The sequence below is a fragment of the Paenibacillus sp. SEL3 genome (assembly GCF_054602585.1).
The window spans coordinates 475,585-493,461 of the sequence record NZ_CM137725.1; the positions used below are offsets into that span (position 1 = coordinate 475,585).

Consider the following 17,877-nt stretch of genomic DNA (forward strand, 5'->3'; position numbering starts at 1 on the left):
TTGTCCCCCCGTTAATGGAGGGACATTACAGGCATTAATTTACGAAATCCAGTTGCTCCGGCACCGGAGACTGACGGCTCATTCGGGCTCCCAGTCCCTGAAAAAGACGCTCGATCCGGTCATACCCTCTGTCAATATGATGAACCTGCTCGACAACGGTACGTCCTTGAGCCGCTAGACCCGCTATGACCAGCGCAGCCCCTGCCCGCAGATCGGTAGCCTCTACCGTAGCCCCGTACAGACGTGAAACTCCTCTTATAAAGGCAGCATTTGCATCAACCGTAATATCAGCACCCATTACATTTAGTTCATCCACATGTTTGAATCGGCTTTCGAAGACGGTCTCTTTCATGACACTGAATCCGTCCGCCAAAGAAAGCAGAACCATGACCTGAGATTGCAAATCCGTCGGAAAAGACGGGTAAGGGGAGGTAACGATCCTCTCCACTGCTTTGGGACGACTCATACAACTTACGGTCATTATATCATTCAAGATGCCGACTTGAACACCAGCCCGCCTGAGGACATGAATTAGAGCAGACAAGTGGGATGGATTGCAGTGTGTCAACGACACACTTCCTCGTGTAGCTGCAGCTGCGATCATAACCGTTCCAGCAACTATGCGGTCAGGAATGACCTCATACGTACACGGATTGAGGCAACTGCCCCCCGTAATTGTAATCGTGTCGGTTCCAGCACCGATAATGCGGGCTCCCATGGCATTCAAGAAGTTTTGTAAATCCTGAATCTCCGGTTCCCTCGCTGCATTGGTGATCGTTGTTCGTCCTTCAGCCAACGCAGCGGCCATCATAATATTTTCCGTTGCACCTACACTCGGGAAATCCATGTGGATGTCCGAGCCGATCAGCTTGTGGGCTCGAAACGTAATTTGCTCGTCTTTTTCCTCTATCTCTGCGCCAAGAGCTTTTAAGCCCTCTAGGTGAAGATCAATTTTGCGCTCGCCTATGGCACAGCCTCCGGGCTGGTAAATAGAAACTTCTCCATATCTGGCGAGCAGCGGTCCCATCAGAAAGATAGATGAGCGCATTTGCTTCATCAAATCTTCCGGAATTTGGAACGTTCGGACGGACGACGTATCCACGTATACCGTTTCCTCTTCATGTCGGCATGTACAGCCGAGTCTTTCAAGGATGTGCAGCATGACCTTAATGTCTAAAAGATGGGGCACATTCCGAATTTCTACCTTACCTTGTGCAAGTAAGCTCGCTGCAAGAATAGGTAGTGCCGCATTTTTTGCCCCATGGATACGTATGGTGCCTGACAGGGGACGGCCTCCCTCAATCACCAATTTGTCCAATGTATCACCTCCGAGTTTACCGCTCACCCACTACGAAAACCTCCGGAACTAGCTTGATGCCGGTTTGAGATGATATTGTACTTTGAATATGCTTCATTAGGGTAAGCACGTCCTCTGCTGTCGCTTGACCGGTATTTACAATGAAATTGGCATGCTGTACAGATACCTCTGCGCCTCCCGCCTTCAAGCCCTTGAGACCTGCGCTCTCAATAAGACGGGCAGCATAGTCTCCTGGAGGATTGCGGAACACGCTTCCTGCACAAGCTAACTGTAGCGGCTGAGTCAGCCGACGGCGGTCTTTAAAAGCCGCAAGCGCTGCTGAAATTTCCTCGCGGTCGCCCCGCTTCATCCGAAACACTGCCTCTGTCACCATTCCACGTTGCTCATGCAACACGGAGTGACGATAGCTGAAATGCATATTCTCGGCATCATACACAGCCAATTCCCCTGTATCCAGCACAATCTCAGCGGACTGGAATATTTGTGACACATCAGACCCATGGGCGCCAGCGTTCATGTAGACAGCCCCACCGACCGATCCTGGGATACCACCAGCAAATTCAAGACCGGATAGGCCCTGTTTGCTGGCCATAACGCACAGTTTGACCAGTGAAACGCCTCCTCCAGCAACGATCTGTTCATCTTCAAAATGAACATAATCAAATCCTGGTCCCAGCTTGATCACAAGTCCCCGTATCCCTTTGTCAGAGACGAGCATGTTGGAGCCCCGCCCCAACTGCATCCAGGGAATTCCGTGCTCGCTAGCCAGCTTCAAAACTCTTGCCAGCTGCTCTTTGGTATCCGGGATGACAAGTGCATCCGCAGGGCCTCCAATCTTCCATGTCGTATATTTGGACAGCGGCTCATGCTCCAGCACTTTTCCGATATCATGCTCCGCTAATAATGGCATCCATTGCTGCATTGTACTGAAACCTCCTTGTTGCTTGCCCCGCATGGTTATAAGGCTCTCACCTGACAACCGGCAGCCTGAGTGATGGTCACAATCTATAGGGTATCCTATGTAAATACCATCCGGTGTGTGACAACCGCCCAATTCTACGCTGCAAACTACCTTTTACGGGCAAGACGCTCCATTTCTTTTACTAAAATATCCGCTGAGTCAGGCTTGCCAAGCGCAGACGCCGACTCCGCCATGCGACTCCGCCATGCCTTATCCTTCATAATTCCCGCTATAGATTGAAACAGGGCCGGGCCACTCAGTTCCTTTTCTACAATCATGACGGATGCGCCTGCCTTTTCAAGGGTACGAGCATTAGCCTCCTGATGGTTATTCGTCACATTAGGTGATGGGATCAGAATGGACGGAATGCCGAGCGATGTAATCTCTGCCAAGAAGGACGCACCTGCACGATTAACAATTAAAGAAGTACAGGCCAGCACCTCTGGCATATTGTGAATATAGGGAAGCACATGTAGATGATTGGGCAATGAGCCGATCTGATTCCGTATGCTATCCAGCGTTTGCTCGTAATAAGATTCTCCGGTTACATATACAAAATGGACGTCTTTCAGTTGCGAAAGTTGCGGAGCCATTGCAATCATGGCGTCATTAATGGCCTTCGCTCCCCTGCTGCCACCGACCACAAGGACAACTGAGCTGTCCATCGGAACCCCAATCGTAGCAAATCCCCGATCCCGGTTAGCCAAACGAACTGTTGTAGCACGCGGGTTTCCGGTGTACAGTACATTTTTAGCTTTGGGAAAAGCTCCTTCTGAGCCTTCAAAGCTAACAGCCACTGTATCCACATAGCGACTCAGAAATGTATTAGTCAGCCCTGGAATTGCATTTTGCTCATGAATAATGCTGGGAATTCCCAACTTGGAAGCTGCATAAACGACGGGGCCACATACATATCCCCCAGTTCCAATAACGACATCTGGCTTAAATTTCTTTAATAATGCTTTGGATCTGCGAACCCCATTGAAAAAACGCATGATCGTTTTTATATTTTCCACAGACAAGCTGCGACGAAATCCTGTGATATCAATAGCCTCAAATGGAATTTTTTCCTGAGGAACCAACTTACTTTCGAGTCCTCGTTGACCGCCAATGTATAAAAATTCAGCGTCTGGATCAATTTCTTCGCACTGTCTGGCTACGGCCAACGCCGGATAAATATGCCCTCCGGTGCCGCCGCCGCTCAACACGACGCGCATAAACGTTCACCTCGCATAACGTGATAAATTTAGTAAAATGCCCAGAGCAGTTAGCATTAAGGTCAGAGAAGAACCTCCATAGCTGATTAAGGGCAGTGTTATTCCTGTCACCGGCATTAAACCGATAACGACACCAATATTAATGACGACCTGTACGGCAACCATTGCGACAATACCCACCGCAAGCAAACTACCATAGGTATCCGGAATGGTTATAGCGACACGCATTCCTCTCCACACGAGAACCAAAAAGAGCCCCAGCACCGTCATTCCACCGATAAAGCCAAGCTCCTCCGCCAAAATGGAAAAAATAAAATCAGTTTGCGGCTCAGGAACGTAGCTATATTTTTGTCGACTCATGCCGAGTCCCAAGCCCGCCAGCCCGCCAGGACCAATCGCATATAGCGATTGAATAATTTGATAGCCTGCGCCAAGCGGATCGGACCAAGGGTCCAGAAAAGCTGTGATGCGCTGGAGTCGATAAGGCGCAGCTGCAATCAGTGCAGCAAACCCCGCTGCTCCCGACAGAGCTAGCAGACCGAGATGCTTCATACGCGCGCCTGCCGTAAATACGATGAGCATGGACGCTCCCATCATTACCGTACCTGTGCCCAAATCGGGCTGGAGCATAATAAGCCCAAAAGCCAGTCCCATGAGTCCAAGCGGCGGCAACAGGCCGCGCGTAAAAGAGCTAATATCATAATCAGGACGACTGAGCCAACGAGCGAGAAAAAGAATCATACCTAGCTTCATAAACTCGGAAGGCTGAATGCCGAAAGAGCTAATACCGAGCCAGCTTCGTGCCCCGCCTCTTACTACACCAATGCCGGGAATTAATACGGCAACCAGCAGCGCTAGACAGATCAACAATACGACCTTGGCATATTTCTGCCAGACCCGGTAGTCCGTTCTGGCAGTAAAGTACATCGCTACTAGGCCGAGCCCCGCAAACAGCAATTGTCGCTTAACAAAATAGTAGGAGTCCCCGTACTCGTGAAAAGCGAGGACGGCGCCCGCACTATATACCATAACCATGCCGATGGCTAATAAGCTTACAATACAAACGAAAAGCCATAGATCCGGCGCTGGACGAGACTGCTTCATCAGGAGGCCACCCCTTGCATAAAAGTAGGGGCTTATCCAACCCCCCTACTTACAATTTATGCGCCGCCTCTTTAAAAATACGTCCACGCTCTTCATAGGATCGGAACATATCCCAGCTTGCACAGGCGGGTGAGAGTAATACCACATCTCCCGTCTCAGCAAATTCAGAAGCCTTGTTCACAGCCTCCACGAGCGTAGCGGCGGCATCCTCCCCATTATCGACGACCTTGACATGCTCTATTCCGGCCTGCTTGGCCCGCTCAGCCAGCTTATGCCGTGTCTCACCCAGGAGCACAACGGCTTTCACACCTTCCTGTAAAGAAGGTACGAGCTCTGTATAATCAGAGCCACGATCCAATCCTCCGGCAATGAGTACAATAGGCTGCTTAAAGGAAGATAAGGCCATCATCGTTGCTTTCGAATTGGTTGCTTTGGAATTATTGTAATAAGCTACACCAGCGTGTTCTAAAACATATTCAAGCCGATGTTCTACGCCGCGAAAAGTACTTAATGGTTCCGCCAAATTTGCTGGTTCTGCGCCTGCAGCAATGGCGATTGCGCAGGCAGCAAGAGCATTTTCTACGTTAAAACGACCCGGAAGTCCAATCTCAGCTATGCCTATAATGGGATGCAGCACACCATTTCCATCGCGGTATACGATGCTACGTTCAATATCGTCCGTCACATCCGGTATGTATGGCGGATCAGCAAACAACCCTTCCTGCAAACGTTCTGTCGTAGAGAACGGAAGCAGCTTCGCTTTTATATAGGGTACCAGCTCCCGGCAGACGGGGTCGTCCCAGTTCACCACCGCAGTATCCGCCGCCGTTTGATTGGCAAATAGACGCGCCTTGGATGCAACGTAGTCCTCCATGCCTCCGTGGTAGTCCAAATGGGTCTCTGCTACATTGAGCAGGCAGGCCACAGCGGGCTTGAAATCCTTTGTTCCTTTTAACTGAAAGCTGCTCAGCTCCACAACCATCCACTCATCCGACTTGGCGTCCACAGCCGCCTCACATAAGGGCGTACCGATATTACCAGCCACGATTGGATTCATGCCGGATGCCTCCAACAGCTTGCCTACCCAAGTGGTCGTGGTCGTCTTTCCGTTGGAGCCAGTAATTCCGATGATCGGAGCTTTACATAGATGGTAGGCGACCTCAACCTCGGTCACAACCTCAATGCCGAGCTCGACAGCTTTCTGTACGGGAGGGGCCGTATAAGGAATGCCTGGATTTTTGACAACCAGCTTCACTCCAGGATGAATCAACCCCTCTGGGTGACCCCCGCATAAAACGGAAATTCCCAAAGCCTCTAATTCAGAAGCTTCGGGACATTGTTCCCTATCTTTTTTATCATTGACTGTCAGCTTCGCTCCGGCCTGGTGCAGCACCTTGGCAACTTGCACGCCGCTTTTGGCCAGACCGATAATGACGACTTCCTGATCTCTGTATGCGTCTGGATGGTTCATTGGTCTACAACCCCTTGTTGAGATAAAGTCCGAGTCCTGCCAACAGCAGTCCTACAGCCCAGAATGTAATAACTACGCGCCATTCGGACCAGCCGGACAGCTCGAAATGATGATGAATCGGGCTCATTTTGAAAATACGCTTGCCACGTGTTTTAAAGGAAGCTACCTGCAAGACCACGGACAGCATTTCAATTACGAATACACCGCCGATAATGAGAAACAAAATTTCGCTTTTCGTAACGATGGCAATGGCACCTATGGCGCCGCCGATTCCCAGCGAGCCTGTGTCACCCATAAACACCTTGGCAGGATGAGCATTATATACGAGAAATCCTAGTACAGCGCCAATCATAGCTGCTGAGCATACTGCTGCCGGAAGCGAGGTTGCCTGAATCGCGACAATGGCATAAGCAGCAAAGGCAATGGCACTTGTACCGGACAGCAGCCCGTCCAGCCCATCCGTGAAATTGACAGCGTTGCTAATTGCCAGCATCATGATAATGATGAACGGATAATAGAACCAGCCGCCCCAATCAAATGACCATGACGTTCCAGGGATGCCGATCGCAGTACTATGATCATTGCTAAGCAGAAGCCAGCACATGATCGCGCCAAACAATAATTGTCCAAACAGCTTTTGACGCGCCGTCAGGCCTAACGAGCGTTTGAATACAATTTTGATATAGTCGTCCAAAAAGCCGATCAGCCCAAAGCCGAGCGTAGCAACCAGCAGAACGTAAAAGTCCGTATTTTTGATAGCTGAAAACTTAAGAAAGGTCAGCGTAAAAGCCACCAGAATCACGATACCGCCCATTGTAGGCGTACCTATCTTTTTAAGATGGCTTTGTGGCCCGTCATCCCGGACCTGCTGGCCAAATTTCATTCGCCGCAGCAGCGGAATGAGCAGTGGAGCGGCAATGACCGCCAGTATAAACGATACGACGATCGTCAGCAGTAATAATTGAATATCCATGGGAGTCTCCCTCTCGTCAACATCAGTTCTGTAGCGGACCGTTTTTCAGCGCATCCACAATTTCTTCTAGTCGCATCCCTCTGGATGCCTTAACCAGCACAATATCATTGGCGTGGAGATGAACCCGCAAATGCTGGATCAACTCTTGCTTATCTGTATAAGCGTGCACGTTAACAGCTGGCATCAACCCTTGCGCGCCCTGTGCAATCGAAGTGCCTAACGCACCGTAGGTAAACAGTACCTCTACGTCGTGCTTTGCCGCGAAAATTCCAATTTCCTCATGGAATTGCTTTTCCTCAGATCCCAGCTCCAGCATGTCACCAAGTACGGCGACTTTACGTCCATCCGTTTTATACGCAGACAACGTCTGAATTGCAGCCTTCATTGAAGCCGGACTGGCGTTATAAGCGTCGTTTAGCACAGTAAGTCCATTAGGACAGTTCACGACCTCAATGCGCATGCCCGTCAGTTTTAAAGACGACAACCCTTTACGTATATGGTCTGCATCGACATTGAAATGACGCGCTACCGCCAGTGCTGCCAAACCATTTACAACATTGTGCTGACCAAGCAAGGGAAGTCGGAAAGCCTCTTTCCCAGATTGGGCTGTTATGAATAAGCTACCTTCTCCATCCGAAGTGATTTCAGTTGGATAGTCATCGTTGCCTGCAGCTAGCCCGAACGTAAATAATTTTAAACCTTCAGGCTTGACCGTTTCAGACTCCGCCAACACTTGTGAAAGCAGTGGTTCATCCCCGTTGTAGATCAGCAAACCACCGGGCTTAAGGCCACTTGTGATTTCCAACTTTGCACGAGCGATTTCCGCACGAGAACCAAGCTGCAGCAAGTGCGATTCGCCTATGTTCGTTATGATAGCTACATCCGGTTGGGCAATATTAGCCAGCAGACGAATCTCTCCACGTCCACTCATGCCCATCTCCAGAATGAGAATATCTGTATCCTGCGGCATGGACAGTACCGTTAAAGGCAAACCGATATGATTGTTATAATTTCCTTCGGTTTTGTGTACTTTAAAAGTCGTGCCCAGCAGAGCGTTTACGATGTCTTTCGTTGTCGTCTTGCCGTTGCTTCCCGTGATCCCAACGACAGAAACGCCAGTTTCGCGTAAGTATGCAGCTGCTAGATGCTGAAGGGCTTCTAACGTATCCTCTACCTCAATAGCGTTCTCAGCCGGAGGTACGCCATGATCCTTTTGCCATAAAAATGCAGCTGCACCTGCCTCACTTACGATCTGCTGCACATAATTATGCCCATCAAATCGTTCGCCCACGAGTGGAACAAACAACCCTTGGCTCTGCGGCCTGCGAGAATCTGTAAAAACGCCTTCGACTATCTGTTCGGCGTCCGCTTCTCCGTGAAGTGTTCCTTCACACATAGATGCAATCTGACCGATTGTTCTTTTCATCACTTGGATAAACCCCTTATCGCTTCTTTGGCTACGATGCGGTCATCGAATTCATGCACCGTTTTTCCGATCAACTGGTAAGTCTCATGACCTTTTCCCGCAATCAATACTACATCGTCAGGGCTTGCCATTTCAACAGCTTTATGAATTGCAGTTCTGCGATCCACGATCAATTCGTATCGTTCTGCGGGTATACCTTCGTCAATCAGCCCTTGTTCGATGTCTTTCAAAATCACTTTCGGGTCCTCTGTTCGCGGATTGTCGGAAGTAATAAACGAATGATCACTGTAACGCGCAGCAATTTTCCCCATCAACGGACGTTTCGTACGATCCCGGTCACCGCCGCATCCAAATACACACCATACTTTACCGACCGCAAATTCCTTTACGGTGCGAAGGACATTTTCCAATCCGTCCGGTGTATGGGCATAGTCTACAATAACAGCAAAGGGCTGACCCGCATCTACAGGCTCTACCCGCCCATCTACGCCTGCGATAGACTCTAGACTCCTCTTGATATCCGCCAGCGAAATTCCCTCCAGCAGAGCTGCAGTAATGGCCGCCAGTGCGTTGTACACATTGAACTTGCCCACCATTCGAAGCTCAATATCGGTATCTCCTTTAAAAGTGGACACATGGAAGAAGGTTCCCTTGGCACCAATAGTGATACGAGATGCCTGCACATCAGATTCCTTTTCCACGCCGTATGTAATCACTTGGGCCGCAGTTTGAGCCTGCAAATAGGAAGAAGCCGGATCGTCTGCATTCAGAACAGCATATTTGCTATCTGATGCATCGCGCGAGAAAGCATTTCCCAACCTAGAGAACAAAAGTCCTTTTGCAGCACGGTACTCCTCCATTGTGTTGTGGTAGTCCAGGTGGTCCTGCGTCAGGTTTGTAAATATAGCTGTGCGAAAATCAGTTCCCTTGACGCGACCCTGCTCCAACGCATGTGAGGATACTTCCATGACACAGCATTGAACCCCCTGCTCTGCCATATTTCCCAGATAACGTTGAAGTTCCACCGCTTCGGGCGTAGTGCCAGACATTGGATAAGACTGACCACCGTAACGCATTTGAATCGTACCAATCAGTCCGGTGTTCACCCCGGCGTCCTTCATGATCTTTTCAATCAGATAAGTTATCGTTGTTTTACCGTTGGTTCCGGTTATGCCGATCATGCGCATGCGTCGGCTCGGTGAATCAAACATATAATCCGCCAAAACCGCCATGGCATGTCGTGCATCCTTAACTACAAGCTGCGGAACAGGTACATCCAGTTCCCGTTCAACGACCAAAGCTGCCGCTCCGGACGCAATTGCCTGCTCAGCATAGTCATGTCCGTCCACTGTAAAACCTGGCAGACACAGAAATAAATCTCCCGGTTGCACTCGACGTGAATCCGCCCCGATTCCTCGGCAATCCACTGTACCGTCACCCACGACACGGGAGACGGCCAGCAGTGAAGCCAATTGTTGAAGCTGCATCTTTCATTCCTCCATTGCTCTCTCGTTATTCATAGTATGGTATAAAATGAACCTATCAATCCCCCATGTAAATACGGATCGTTGATCCCCGCTCCAATCTGGAGCCCGGCTTCGGCGCCTGACTCACGACCGTCTTGCCTGACCCGGATTTTACGAGCATAAAGTTCATATTCATATCTTCGTACAAATCAGCTGCAGTAGCACCTACCAGATCAGGTACCGTTTCGATCGGATTTTCTCCATACTTGTACTCTTTGGCAATTTGATTGGTGCGAGGTGGTATTTTTAAGGCAATCAGCGCGTCCTTTAAAATATTTTGCACGATTGGCGCAGCAACAACCCCGCCGAATTGAATGCCCTTCGGGTTATCGACAGCGGTATAGACGACGATTTGCGGATCATCTGCCGGTGCAAAACCAATAAAGGATACAATATGCTCCGAGGAAGAATAACGCCCGTTAATCACCTTTTGTGCTGTCCCCGTTTTACCTCCCACCCGGTAGCCTTCAATAAAAGCAGGACGACCTGTACCTTTAGCAACGACACTTTCCAGCGCTTCCCTTACCTGTCGGGAGGTGTCCTCTGAAATGACCCTACGTACCAGTTCTGGTTCTACTTTTTCCAGCACTTTTCCGGTTCCCGGCTGAACCCAACCTTTTGTAATGTGAGGCTTGTAAAGATTACCGCCATTGATTGCCGCTGATACAGCCGTAACCTGCTGGATCGGGGTGACAGACACCCCTTGACCAAAAGCGGTCGTCGCCAGTTCTACAGGACCGACCTGAGGTAGCTTGAACAAAATGCCATTGCCCTCACCAATCATGTCGATCCCCGTTTTGCTGCCGAAGCCGAAATTGCGAATGTACTTGAACAGTGTTTCTTTGCCTAACCGCTGCCCCAATGTTACAAAACCAGGGTTGCAAGAATTCTCCACCACTTGAAGGAAAGTTTGGCTCCCATGTCCGCCTTTCTTCCAGCAACGCAGGCGTGCTCCACCGACTTCAATATATCCCGGATCAAAAAAACGGTCATTTTTGAGATTGACCTTCTTTTCTTCCAAGGCAGCCGCCAATGTAATAATTTTAAAAGTAGACCCAGGTTCATATGTCATCCAGATAGGCAGATTTCGATTGTAGATTTCAGGCGCATATTGCTTGTATAGCGCTGGCTCATAGCTAGGTCGTCCAGCCATGCCTAATATTTCACCCGTCTTGGGGTTCATAGCTATAGACAACGCGGACTTCGCCTGAAATTTGACCATGGCTTGGTCAAGCTCCCGCTCCATAATGGACTGCACAGACTTATCAATGGTTAATTGTAAATTCAGTCCATCCTTCGGTTCAATGTATTTTTCGGAAGAACCTGGCATCAGACGACCACCTGCATCTGATAAATATGCAATACTTCCGTCAATTCCCCGAAGCTTACTGTTTTGCTGCTTCTCTACGCCTGTCAGCCCTTGATTATCAATTCCTGTAAACCCAAGAATATGAGCGGCTAGATCACCATAAGGATAATAACGTTTGTTGTCTTCAGCAACAACGATACCCGGCAGCTTCAAATCACGAATTTGCTGCGCTTTCTCCATCGTAATTTTTCGTCCGCCGGGCTGAAGTTTTTGGCTTGCTGTTCGTTTGGTAATCAGCTTGAGCACTTTATCCTCACTCATATCCAGCAAGGGCGCCAGCCTGCGTGCCGTTTCTTCCGGCTTCTTAATCTGTACTGGTATCGCCATGACTGTGGGCGAACTGACATTGTAGGTCAGCGCCGTACCCTGCCGATCCAAAATTTCGCCACGCTTGGCGGCAAATGGAATATTGCGGCGCCACGAATCCTCAGCCTTGGCCGAGAGCTCGCCTCCTTTACCCAATTGAACATAGGCGAGCCGGATCGACAAGGCCGCAAACAGTACAAATAATCCCATTAGCCCCCATACCAGCCTTCGCCGCATGGTCACGTTAGATTTTTTCAAACGCGCTCCCTCCGTTCCTCAAATACTCATGACATGTCTTACCTCATGAATATTCAAAAGAACGAACATTAAGAACAAGCTATCAGTTATCCTCGCCTTTAATCTCAGCAGCACTTTTCTCATCTGCAACAGCCGATATTCCTCTCTTAGGAGCTCCCGCATCTGTTCCAGCTTCGGCAGTAGTACCGGATTCGTTTTTATTATCGGCCTCCGTTTTTGTTGCGCTCCCAATCTGGTTAGCTGCAACTCCATTGGTCGAGTCCTGTGTATCCTCCGGTTTCACTCCGGTCACCGTTTCTTTGGCCGGCTGAAGCATCACACTGACGATTCGCTTTCCATTTACCATTTGCGCCTTTTGAGAGACGACATAACCTTCGCCGCTTACCTGCACACCAACCCTCATAAGGGTTAGAACTTGAAGTGTGTCACGCAACGAAACACCTGTAAAATCAGGAATAGTCATGTTGGCACTATCCTCAGTCAGCAAGTAAATGCGTTGTCCGGGTTTCATTTTGACGCCTGCTTCAGGATACTGGCGAACAATTTTGGAGCCTTTGCCTACCGTTTCATAGGCAATCCCCTGTTTGAGCAATGCGTTTTGCGCATCCTTCTTCACCTGACCCGTTAATTGTGGTACCGTTGGCAAATTCAATGTTTTTACAACAGCGCCACCTGATTTATTCGTTTTAGTTCCCGTTTTTGGAACACCCATATATTGCAACGATTGGGATACGATTTTTTTAAATACAGGCGCTGCTGCTGTACCGCCGCCTACCGATTTGTTAGGTTCGTCCATAACAACCAAAACAGCCATTTTCGGATCATTTACCGGTGCAAAACCTATAAAGGACACGACATCCTTCGAATGGTCATATACTTTTCCAACGACCTTCGTCGCTGTACCTGTTTTACCAGCTACACGATATCCGTCGATATAAGCAAGGCGTCCCGTACCAATTTCCTGGTCAGACACAACCTGCTCCAGATAGCTACTTGTCTGAGCTGCAGATTCCTGAGTAATCACTTGGCGGATTTCCTTTGGCTGAATCGTCTGCACTTCGCCTGTATCTGGGTTTATAATTTCCTTTACCAGATGAGGCTGCATCAGCTTCCCCCCGTTAGCAATTGCCGAGATGGCAGCTACCTGCTGGATTGGCGTCACCTGGACACGTCCGTGTCCATATGAAGCTGTTGCGACCTCGGATTTGTACTGGGTATGGAATGTGATAGCTCCGGTAGACTCACTCGGAAGATCAATACCCGTTTTCACCCCGAAACCAAAGTTATTAATATATTTCTTCAGCCTTTCGCCACCCAACTTATCCAGCCCCAGATGGACAAAGCCGACGTTACTTGAACGCTTGACTCCCTGAAGATAAGTTAACGTTCCCCAGTTACGGCTTACGTCACGAATATCCCAACCTCCGACCCGAATCATACCAGATTGGTAGGATTCATTCGGATTGAATACCTTTTCTTGAACCGCGGCAGCCAAGGTCACAATCTTAAACGTGGAGCCCGGCTCGTAGATGGACTGAGTAGCATTATTACGGAAATTTTCCAAAGGTGTACTCCCATATGTATTGGGATTAAAATTCGGGTAGGTCGCCATACCGAGAACATCCATCGTTTTGGGATCAGCCGCTACCACAGTCATCGTTTTCGGATTGTATTTTGCAATAGCTTCCTGCATGGCATCCTCTATATAATACTGAATCGTATCGTCAATCGTCAGCTTTAAATTTTTACCATTTTGTGCCGGCTTATAGACACTTCCCGATCCTTGAAGAGGAACTCCCTTCCGATCCCGCTGATACAGAAGCTTTCCAGCCGTCCCCGAGAGCTCTTTATTATAATAAGCTTCCAACCCCATACCTGCTGTGCCATCTTTTCTTTGATAGCCAAGAACATGGGAAGCCAGCTTATTTTCTGGATAATAGCGTTTGGATCCTTGAACAGTGTCCACAGCTCCAATTACTTGATACTTATCCTTCAAATACTCTTTGAACGTATCCACTTGTGCCTTGACCTCAGGATCTACCTTCCAGCCTCCATTGCGGATCTCGCGGTTTTTTAAGTAGTTCCCCGCTTTATCCTTTGCAGAAAGATGCCTTCTCAGCTCATCCTCAGGTGTTTTGAGTAATTGGTGTAGCTTAGCTACAACCTCATTCTCCAAATCATACTCCTGAATGATGGTAGGATTGACAACTACCGTATAAGCCGGTGCATCCGTAGCCAATACGTTTCCTTTACGGTCCGTAATGGTTCCACGCTTGGGCTGAATCACCTGATCTTTTTCCACTTGAGTAACTACCAGGTTATGCCAGTACTCCCCGCTCACAACTTGAATCCAAAATACCTTAAGTAGCAGAACAAGAAAAAAGAGGGTAATACATCCCCCTATCAGCAGTGTACGAAGCTTTATTCTTTTGACCATAGCTCAAACCTCTCTGCAAAAAAATGTACGTCAGAGCATAGCTTGATGCTATGCCCTTAACTATTTGGCAGCCTGCTTTTCCACACGAATGGGCTCTCTTGTTGGTTCGATATATCCCTGTTCCTTTGCAGTCGGCACGATCTGATTTTCCAGACGCTCCTTTTGAATCTTCAGTTGGGCGATATTGGTCTGTAATTTGGAAATGTCCTTGCTTGCCGTATTAATCGAATAATTGATTTGATAAATGTGAGCGTACCTGCCAATCAACATACCAGCAATGACAATGCACGCTACAAGTGTCAATAGATACAGCAGCTTTTCTCGAATCGGCAGCTCTCTGCGGCGTGTAACGACTTTGGTGGTCTCACGATACCGTTGTTGCTGAACCTGTTCCTGACGGGCTCTTTCTTTTACAGCCAAATTACCGCGTGTATAAGCCATGTCGCCTCTCCTTCTCCATTAAATTTACAATTTTTCGGCAACTCTCAGCTTCGCTGACCGGGACCGTGGATTAAGCTCCAATTCCTGCTCTGACGCCACAATCGGCTTACGGTTCACCAGCTTCAGATCGCCTATCATTTTGTCCTCCAAAATAGGCAGATCAGATGGATAGATGCTTTTCGCCAAATACTCCTTGAAAATATGCTTGCATATCCGATCCTCCAGAGAATGGAATGTAATGACCGAAATTCTGCCTCCTGGAGCCAGACATCTTATTGCCTGATGCAAAGTATCTTCTAGTGCACCCAACTCATCATTTACAGCAATCCGCAAAGCCTGGAAACTGCGTTTAGCCGGATGTCCCCCGGTTCTGCGTGCCGCAGCCGGAATTCCTTCTTTGATAATATCGACAAGTTCCCCTGTTGTGTGAATAGGCTTGTTCAATCGACGTTCAATCATGATCTTTGCGATCCGTCGTGAAAACTTCTCTTCTCCGTAATGAAACAAAATACGCGCAATCTCTGCTTCCGACCATTCATTGACAATTTCGTAAGCCGTAAGCGAGCTACTCTGATCCATCCGCATATCAAGCGGCGCATCATGATTGTAACTAAATCCCCGTTCCCCCTCATCGAACTGGGGCGAGGACACACCCAGATCGAACAAAATACCCTGGACCTGCGGGACGCCGTCTTTTTCGGGCAATCCCAATTCAGTCAGCTTGTCCTGCAAGTGGCGGAAGTTAGATTTCACTAATGAAATTTTTCCTTCATAGGCTGACAGCTTCTCTCGCGCATTGTTCAATGCCCAGTCGTCCTGATCAAAGGCAATAAGCCTTCCCTCAGGGCCAAGCTGTGATGCAATGACGGAACTGTGTCCTGCCCCACCCAACGTGCAGTCCACATAAATCCCGTCCTGCCTGATGTTTAGTGCCTGTGTTGCTTCTTCTTTGAGTACGGTAATGTGGTGAAACAAACGGCTGACCTCCTAAATTACAATTCAAAGTTGAAATCAACCAATTTCTCAGCAATGTCATTAAATGCTTCCTCTGATTGGTTGAAATATTGCTCCCAAGTGTGCTTACTCCAAATCTCTACACGGGTGGACACTCCCAATACGACGCACTCTTTAGTAAGCTTGGCGTATTCGCACAAATTCCCCGGTAAATTTACCCTGCCCTGTTTGTCCAATTCGCATTCAGTCGCCCCCGAGAAAAAAAAACGGGTAAACGCCCGCGCATCGGCCTTCATCAGAGGCAGTGCTTTAAGTTTTTTCTCCATGACAGCCCACTCATCCATAGGATACACGAAGAGGCATTGGTCCAGCCCGCGGGTAACCACGAACGAGGCACCGAGAAGTTCACGAAACTTGGCCGGTACAGTAAGCCGACCCTTCTCATCAATGCTATGTTGGAACTCCCCCATAAACATTGGTTTCGTCACCCCTTACCCCATTCTCCCACTTTGGCCCACTTTCCACCACCTAAGCATAATAGATTCGCTTTAAAAAATCAAAGACCTCTTTTTCATTACCAAAAAGTGATAGAAGCTGGATCCATAGCATTATGTCTGTTATTGTAGCCCTGCGTCATAAGATACAAAAAAGCCCCTTATCCCATGAAGCCGGCACCCGACAATATGCATCAGGTTTCGAAACCACACGGAATAAAGGGCTTACTCTCTGTCCATTATGTCAACCTAAACAAACACTTGCATTAAAAACACAACACTTTTGCAGCGAAAATCGTGACGAAAAAATCCGATTACGCGTTCCAGCTGTCCAAATAGACCTTTTGGTCTTCAGTTAACGTGTCAATTTGGATTCCCAGACTATCAAGCTTGAATCGAGCTACCTGCTCATCGATTTCATAAGGTACATTAATAACGGCTTTGCCAAGCTCATTGTAACGATCATTCACGTATTTCAAGCCAAGCGCCTGAAGCGCAAATGTCGTATCCATAATTTCTGCTGGATGACCATCGGCGGCAGCTAGATTCACGAGGCGTCCTTCTGCCAGCAAATACATTTTACGTCCATCTTTAAAGCGATATTCCTCAATATTACGACGCACCGTACGAATGGATTCAGAACGTTTAGCAAGCTCAGGCTTACTAACCTCCACATCAAAATGCCCTGCGTTACACAGCACAGCCCCATCCTTCATCACATCAAAGTGTTCCCCTGTAATTACAGCCTTGTTACCAGTTACTGTAATAAAGAAATCACCCAGTTTGGCAGCCTCTACCATTGGTAACACATGGAAACCATCCATATGGGCTTCTACAGCCTTGATTGGATCAACTTCGGTTACAACAACGTTGGCTCCCAACCCTTTCGCACGCATTGCAACCCCTTTGCCACACCAGCCATAACCTACCACAACCACTGTACTTCCGGCTACAACCAGATTAGTCGTACGAATAATGCCGTCGAAAGCTGACTGTCCTGTACCATAGCGGTTGTCAAACAAATATTTGCAGTAAGCATCATTAACAGCCACCATCGGAAAGTGAAGTTGCCCTTCTTTTTCCAATGCCTTCAAACGAATAATGCCAGTAGTTGTCTCCTCTGCTCCCCCACGGATCGTAGAAATCAGATCAGGCCGTTCGGATTGCAACAGAGTAACCAAGTCACCACCATCATCTATAATGAGATCCGGCTTTGTTTCCAGTGCCTTGATTTGCAAATTTTTGAATTCTTCTGGGTCCGGATTGTATTTAGCTAATACTGTAACGCCATCTTCAACTAATGCGGCGCAAACATCATCTTGTGTGGACAATGGATTACTACCCGTAATAGTTACCTGCGCTCCACCTGCTTGTACCACTTTAGCCAAATAAGCCGTTTTGGCCTCCAGATGTAGACAGATGGTTACCTTCAAACCAGCAAAAGGCTGCTCTTGCTCGAATTGTTGACGTATACGGTTCAATACCGGCATATGTGCTTCTACCCAATCAATTTTCAAATGACCTTCAGGAGCCAATTTAAGATCGTGAACTATGCTATTTTGCAGAGAATGGGAAGTCATACTTTGTTTCCTCCTTCAAATTGGTTAAATTTTATTCCATGA

At 48.3% G+C, this 17,877-nt stretch carries 14 protein-coding genes; all 14 read right to left on the bottom strand.

Annotated features, from left to right (window positions below; translation table 11 throughout):
- Positions 1 to 34: 34 nt before the first annotated feature.
- Entirely contained in the window at positions 35 to 1,345 is a 1,311-nt protein-coding gene (murA, locus tag ACYCS5_RS02385) for a UDP-N-acetylglucosamine 1-carboxyvinyltransferase (protein ID WP_459760745.1), read from the bottom strand.
- Positions 1,335 to 2,240, bottom strand: a complete 906-nt coding sequence (gene murB, locus ACYCS5_RS02390) for a UDP-N-acetylmuramate dehydrogenase (protein ID WP_029517752.1) — start codon at positions 2,238 to 2,240, stop codon at positions 1,335 to 1,337. The genes murA and murB overlap by 11 nt, the downstream gene beginning before the upstream one ends.
- Positions 2,241 to 2,386: 146 nt before the next feature.
- Positions 2,387 to 3,496 carry an undecaprenyldiphospho-muramoylpentapeptide beta-N-acetylglucosaminyltransferase gene (gene murG / locus ACYCS5_RS02395; RefSeq protein ID WP_340885915.1) on the bottom strand — a complete coding sequence of 370 codons (1,110 nt, stop codon included), beginning with the start codon at positions 3,494 to 3,496 and terminating at the stop codon, positions 2,387 to 2,389.
- 6 nt (positions 3,497 to 3,502) lie between these two features.
- Positions 3,503 to 4,600 carry a stage V sporulation protein E gene (gene spoVE, locus ACYCS5_RS02400; RefSeq protein WP_029517754.1) on the bottom strand — a complete coding sequence of 366 codons (1,098 nt, stop codon included), beginning with the start codon at positions 4,598 to 4,600 and terminating at the stop codon, positions 3,503 to 3,505.
- A gap of 49 nt (positions 4,601 to 4,649) precedes the next feature.
- Positions 4,650 to 6,071 (bottom strand): UDP-N-acetylmuramoyl-L-alanine--D-glutamate ligase, encoded by a 1,422-nt coding sequence (murD, locus tag ACYCS5_RS02405; RefSeq protein ID WP_340885918.1) that lies wholly within the window; start codon positions 6,069 to 6,071, stop codon positions 4,650 to 4,652.
- A 4-nt stretch (positions 6,072 to 6,075) separates the two neighbouring features.
- A complete protein-coding gene (gene mraY, locus ACYCS5_RS02410) occupies positions 6,076 to 7,044 on the bottom strand; it encodes a phospho-N-acetylmuramoyl-pentapeptide-transferase (protein WP_013311092.1) in 969 nt (322 codons plus the stop codon).
- Positions 7,045 to 7,066: 22 nt separating this feature from the next.
- On the bottom strand, positions 7,067 to 8,470 hold the full coding sequence (locus tag ACYCS5_RS02415) for a UDP-N-acetylmuramoyl-tripeptide--D-alanyl-D-alanine ligase (protein ID WP_459761293.1): 1,404 nt from the start codon (positions 8,468 to 8,470) through the stop codon (positions 7,067 to 7,069).
- A complete protein-coding gene (locus ACYCS5_RS02420) occupies positions 8,470 to 9,957 on the bottom strand; it encodes a UDP-N-acetylmuramoyl-L-alanyl-D-glutamate--2,6-diaminopimelate ligase (protein ID WP_029517757.1) in 1,488 nt (495 codons plus the stop codon). The genes ACYCS5_RS02415 and ACYCS5_RS02420 overlap by 1 nt, the downstream gene beginning before the upstream one ends.
- Before the next feature lie 55 nt (positions 9,958 to 10,012).
- On the bottom strand, positions 10,013 to 11,929 hold the full coding sequence (locus tag ACYCS5_RS02425) for a stage V sporulation protein D (protein ID WP_025721601.1): 1,917 nt from the start codon (positions 11,927 to 11,929) through the stop codon (positions 10,013 to 10,015).
- A gap of 82 nt (positions 11,930 to 12,011) precedes the next feature.
- Positions 12,012 to 14,366, bottom strand: a complete 2,355-nt coding sequence (locus ACYCS5_RS02430) for a penicillin-binding transpeptidase domain-containing protein (RefSeq protein WP_165149083.1) — start codon at positions 14,364 to 14,366, stop codon at positions 12,012 to 12,014.
- A 60-nt stretch (positions 14,367 to 14,426) separates the two neighbouring features.
- Entirely contained in the window at positions 14,427 to 14,807 is a 381-nt protein-coding gene (locus ACYCS5_RS02435) for a type VI secretion system membrane subunit TssM (RefSeq protein WP_029517759.1), read from the bottom strand.
- Positions 14,808 to 14,831: 24 nt separating this feature from the next.
- Complete coding sequence (gene rsmH / locus ACYCS5_RS02440; protein ID WP_023989455.1) at positions 14,832 to 15,782, bottom strand: 16S rRNA (cytosine(1402)-N(4))-methyltransferase RsmH; 951 nt, start codon at positions 15,780 to 15,782, stop codon at positions 14,832 to 14,834.
- A 17-nt stretch (positions 15,783 to 15,799) separates the two neighbouring features.
- Positions 15,800 to 16,237: a division/cell wall cluster transcriptional repressor MraZ gene (mraZ, locus tag ACYCS5_RS02445; protein ID WP_013311099.1), complete on the bottom strand. Its 438-nt coding sequence runs from the start codon at positions 16,235 to 16,237 to the stop codon at positions 15,800 to 15,802.
- 332 nt (positions 16,238 to 16,569) lie between these two features.
- Positions 16,570 to 17,835, bottom strand: a complete 1,266-nt coding sequence (locus ACYCS5_RS02450; protein WP_318627862.1) for an adenosylhomocysteinase — start codon at positions 17,833 to 17,835, stop codon at positions 16,570 to 16,572.
- Between the last annotated feature and the right edge of the window lie 42 nt (positions 17,836 to 17,877).

Bases quoted from the DNA above. Each gene is read 5' to 3' on its own strand.
- mraZ (WP_013311099.1), bottom strand. From the start codon at position 16,237: ATGTTTATGGGGGAGTTCCAACATAGCATTGATGAGAAGGGTCGGCTT.
- ACYCS5_RS02430 (WP_165149083.1), bottom strand. From the start codon at position 14,366: ATGGTCAAAAGAATAAAGCTTCGTACACTGCTGATAGGGGGATGTATT.
- murG (WP_340885915.1), bottom strand. From the start codon at position 3,496: ATGCGCGTCGTGTTGAGCGGCGGCGGCACCGGAGGGCATATTTATCCG.
- murD (WP_340885918.1), bottom strand. From the start codon at position 6,071: ATGAACCATCCAGACGCATACAGAGATCAGGAAGTCGTCATTATCGGT.
- ACYCS5_RS02420 (WP_029517757.1), bottom strand. From the start codon at position 9,957: ATGCAGCTTCAACAATTGGCTTCACTGCTGGCCGTCTCCCGTGTCGTG.
- murB (WP_029517752.1), bottom strand. From the start codon at position 2,240: ATGCAGCAATGGATGCCATTATTAGCGGAGCATGATATCGGAAAAGTG.
- ACYCS5_RS02435 (WP_029517759.1), bottom strand. From the start codon at position 14,807: ATGGCTTATACACGCGGTAATTTGGCTGTAAAAGAAAGAGCCCGTCAG.
- spoVE (WP_029517754.1), bottom strand. From the start codon at position 4,600: ATGAAGCAGTCTCGTCCAGCGCCGGATCTATGGCTTTTCGTTTGTATT.
- ACYCS5_RS02415 (WP_459761293.1), bottom strand. From the start codon at position 8,470: ATGAAAAGAACAATCGGTCAGATTGCATCTATGTGTGAAGGAACACTT.
- mraY (WP_013311092.1), bottom strand. From the start codon at position 7,044: ATGGATATTCAATTATTACTGCTGACGATCGTCGTATCGTTTATACTG.
- ACYCS5_RS02450 (WP_318627862.1), bottom strand. From the start codon at position 17,835: ATGACTTCCCATTCTCTGCAAAATAGCATAGTTCACGATCTTAAATTG.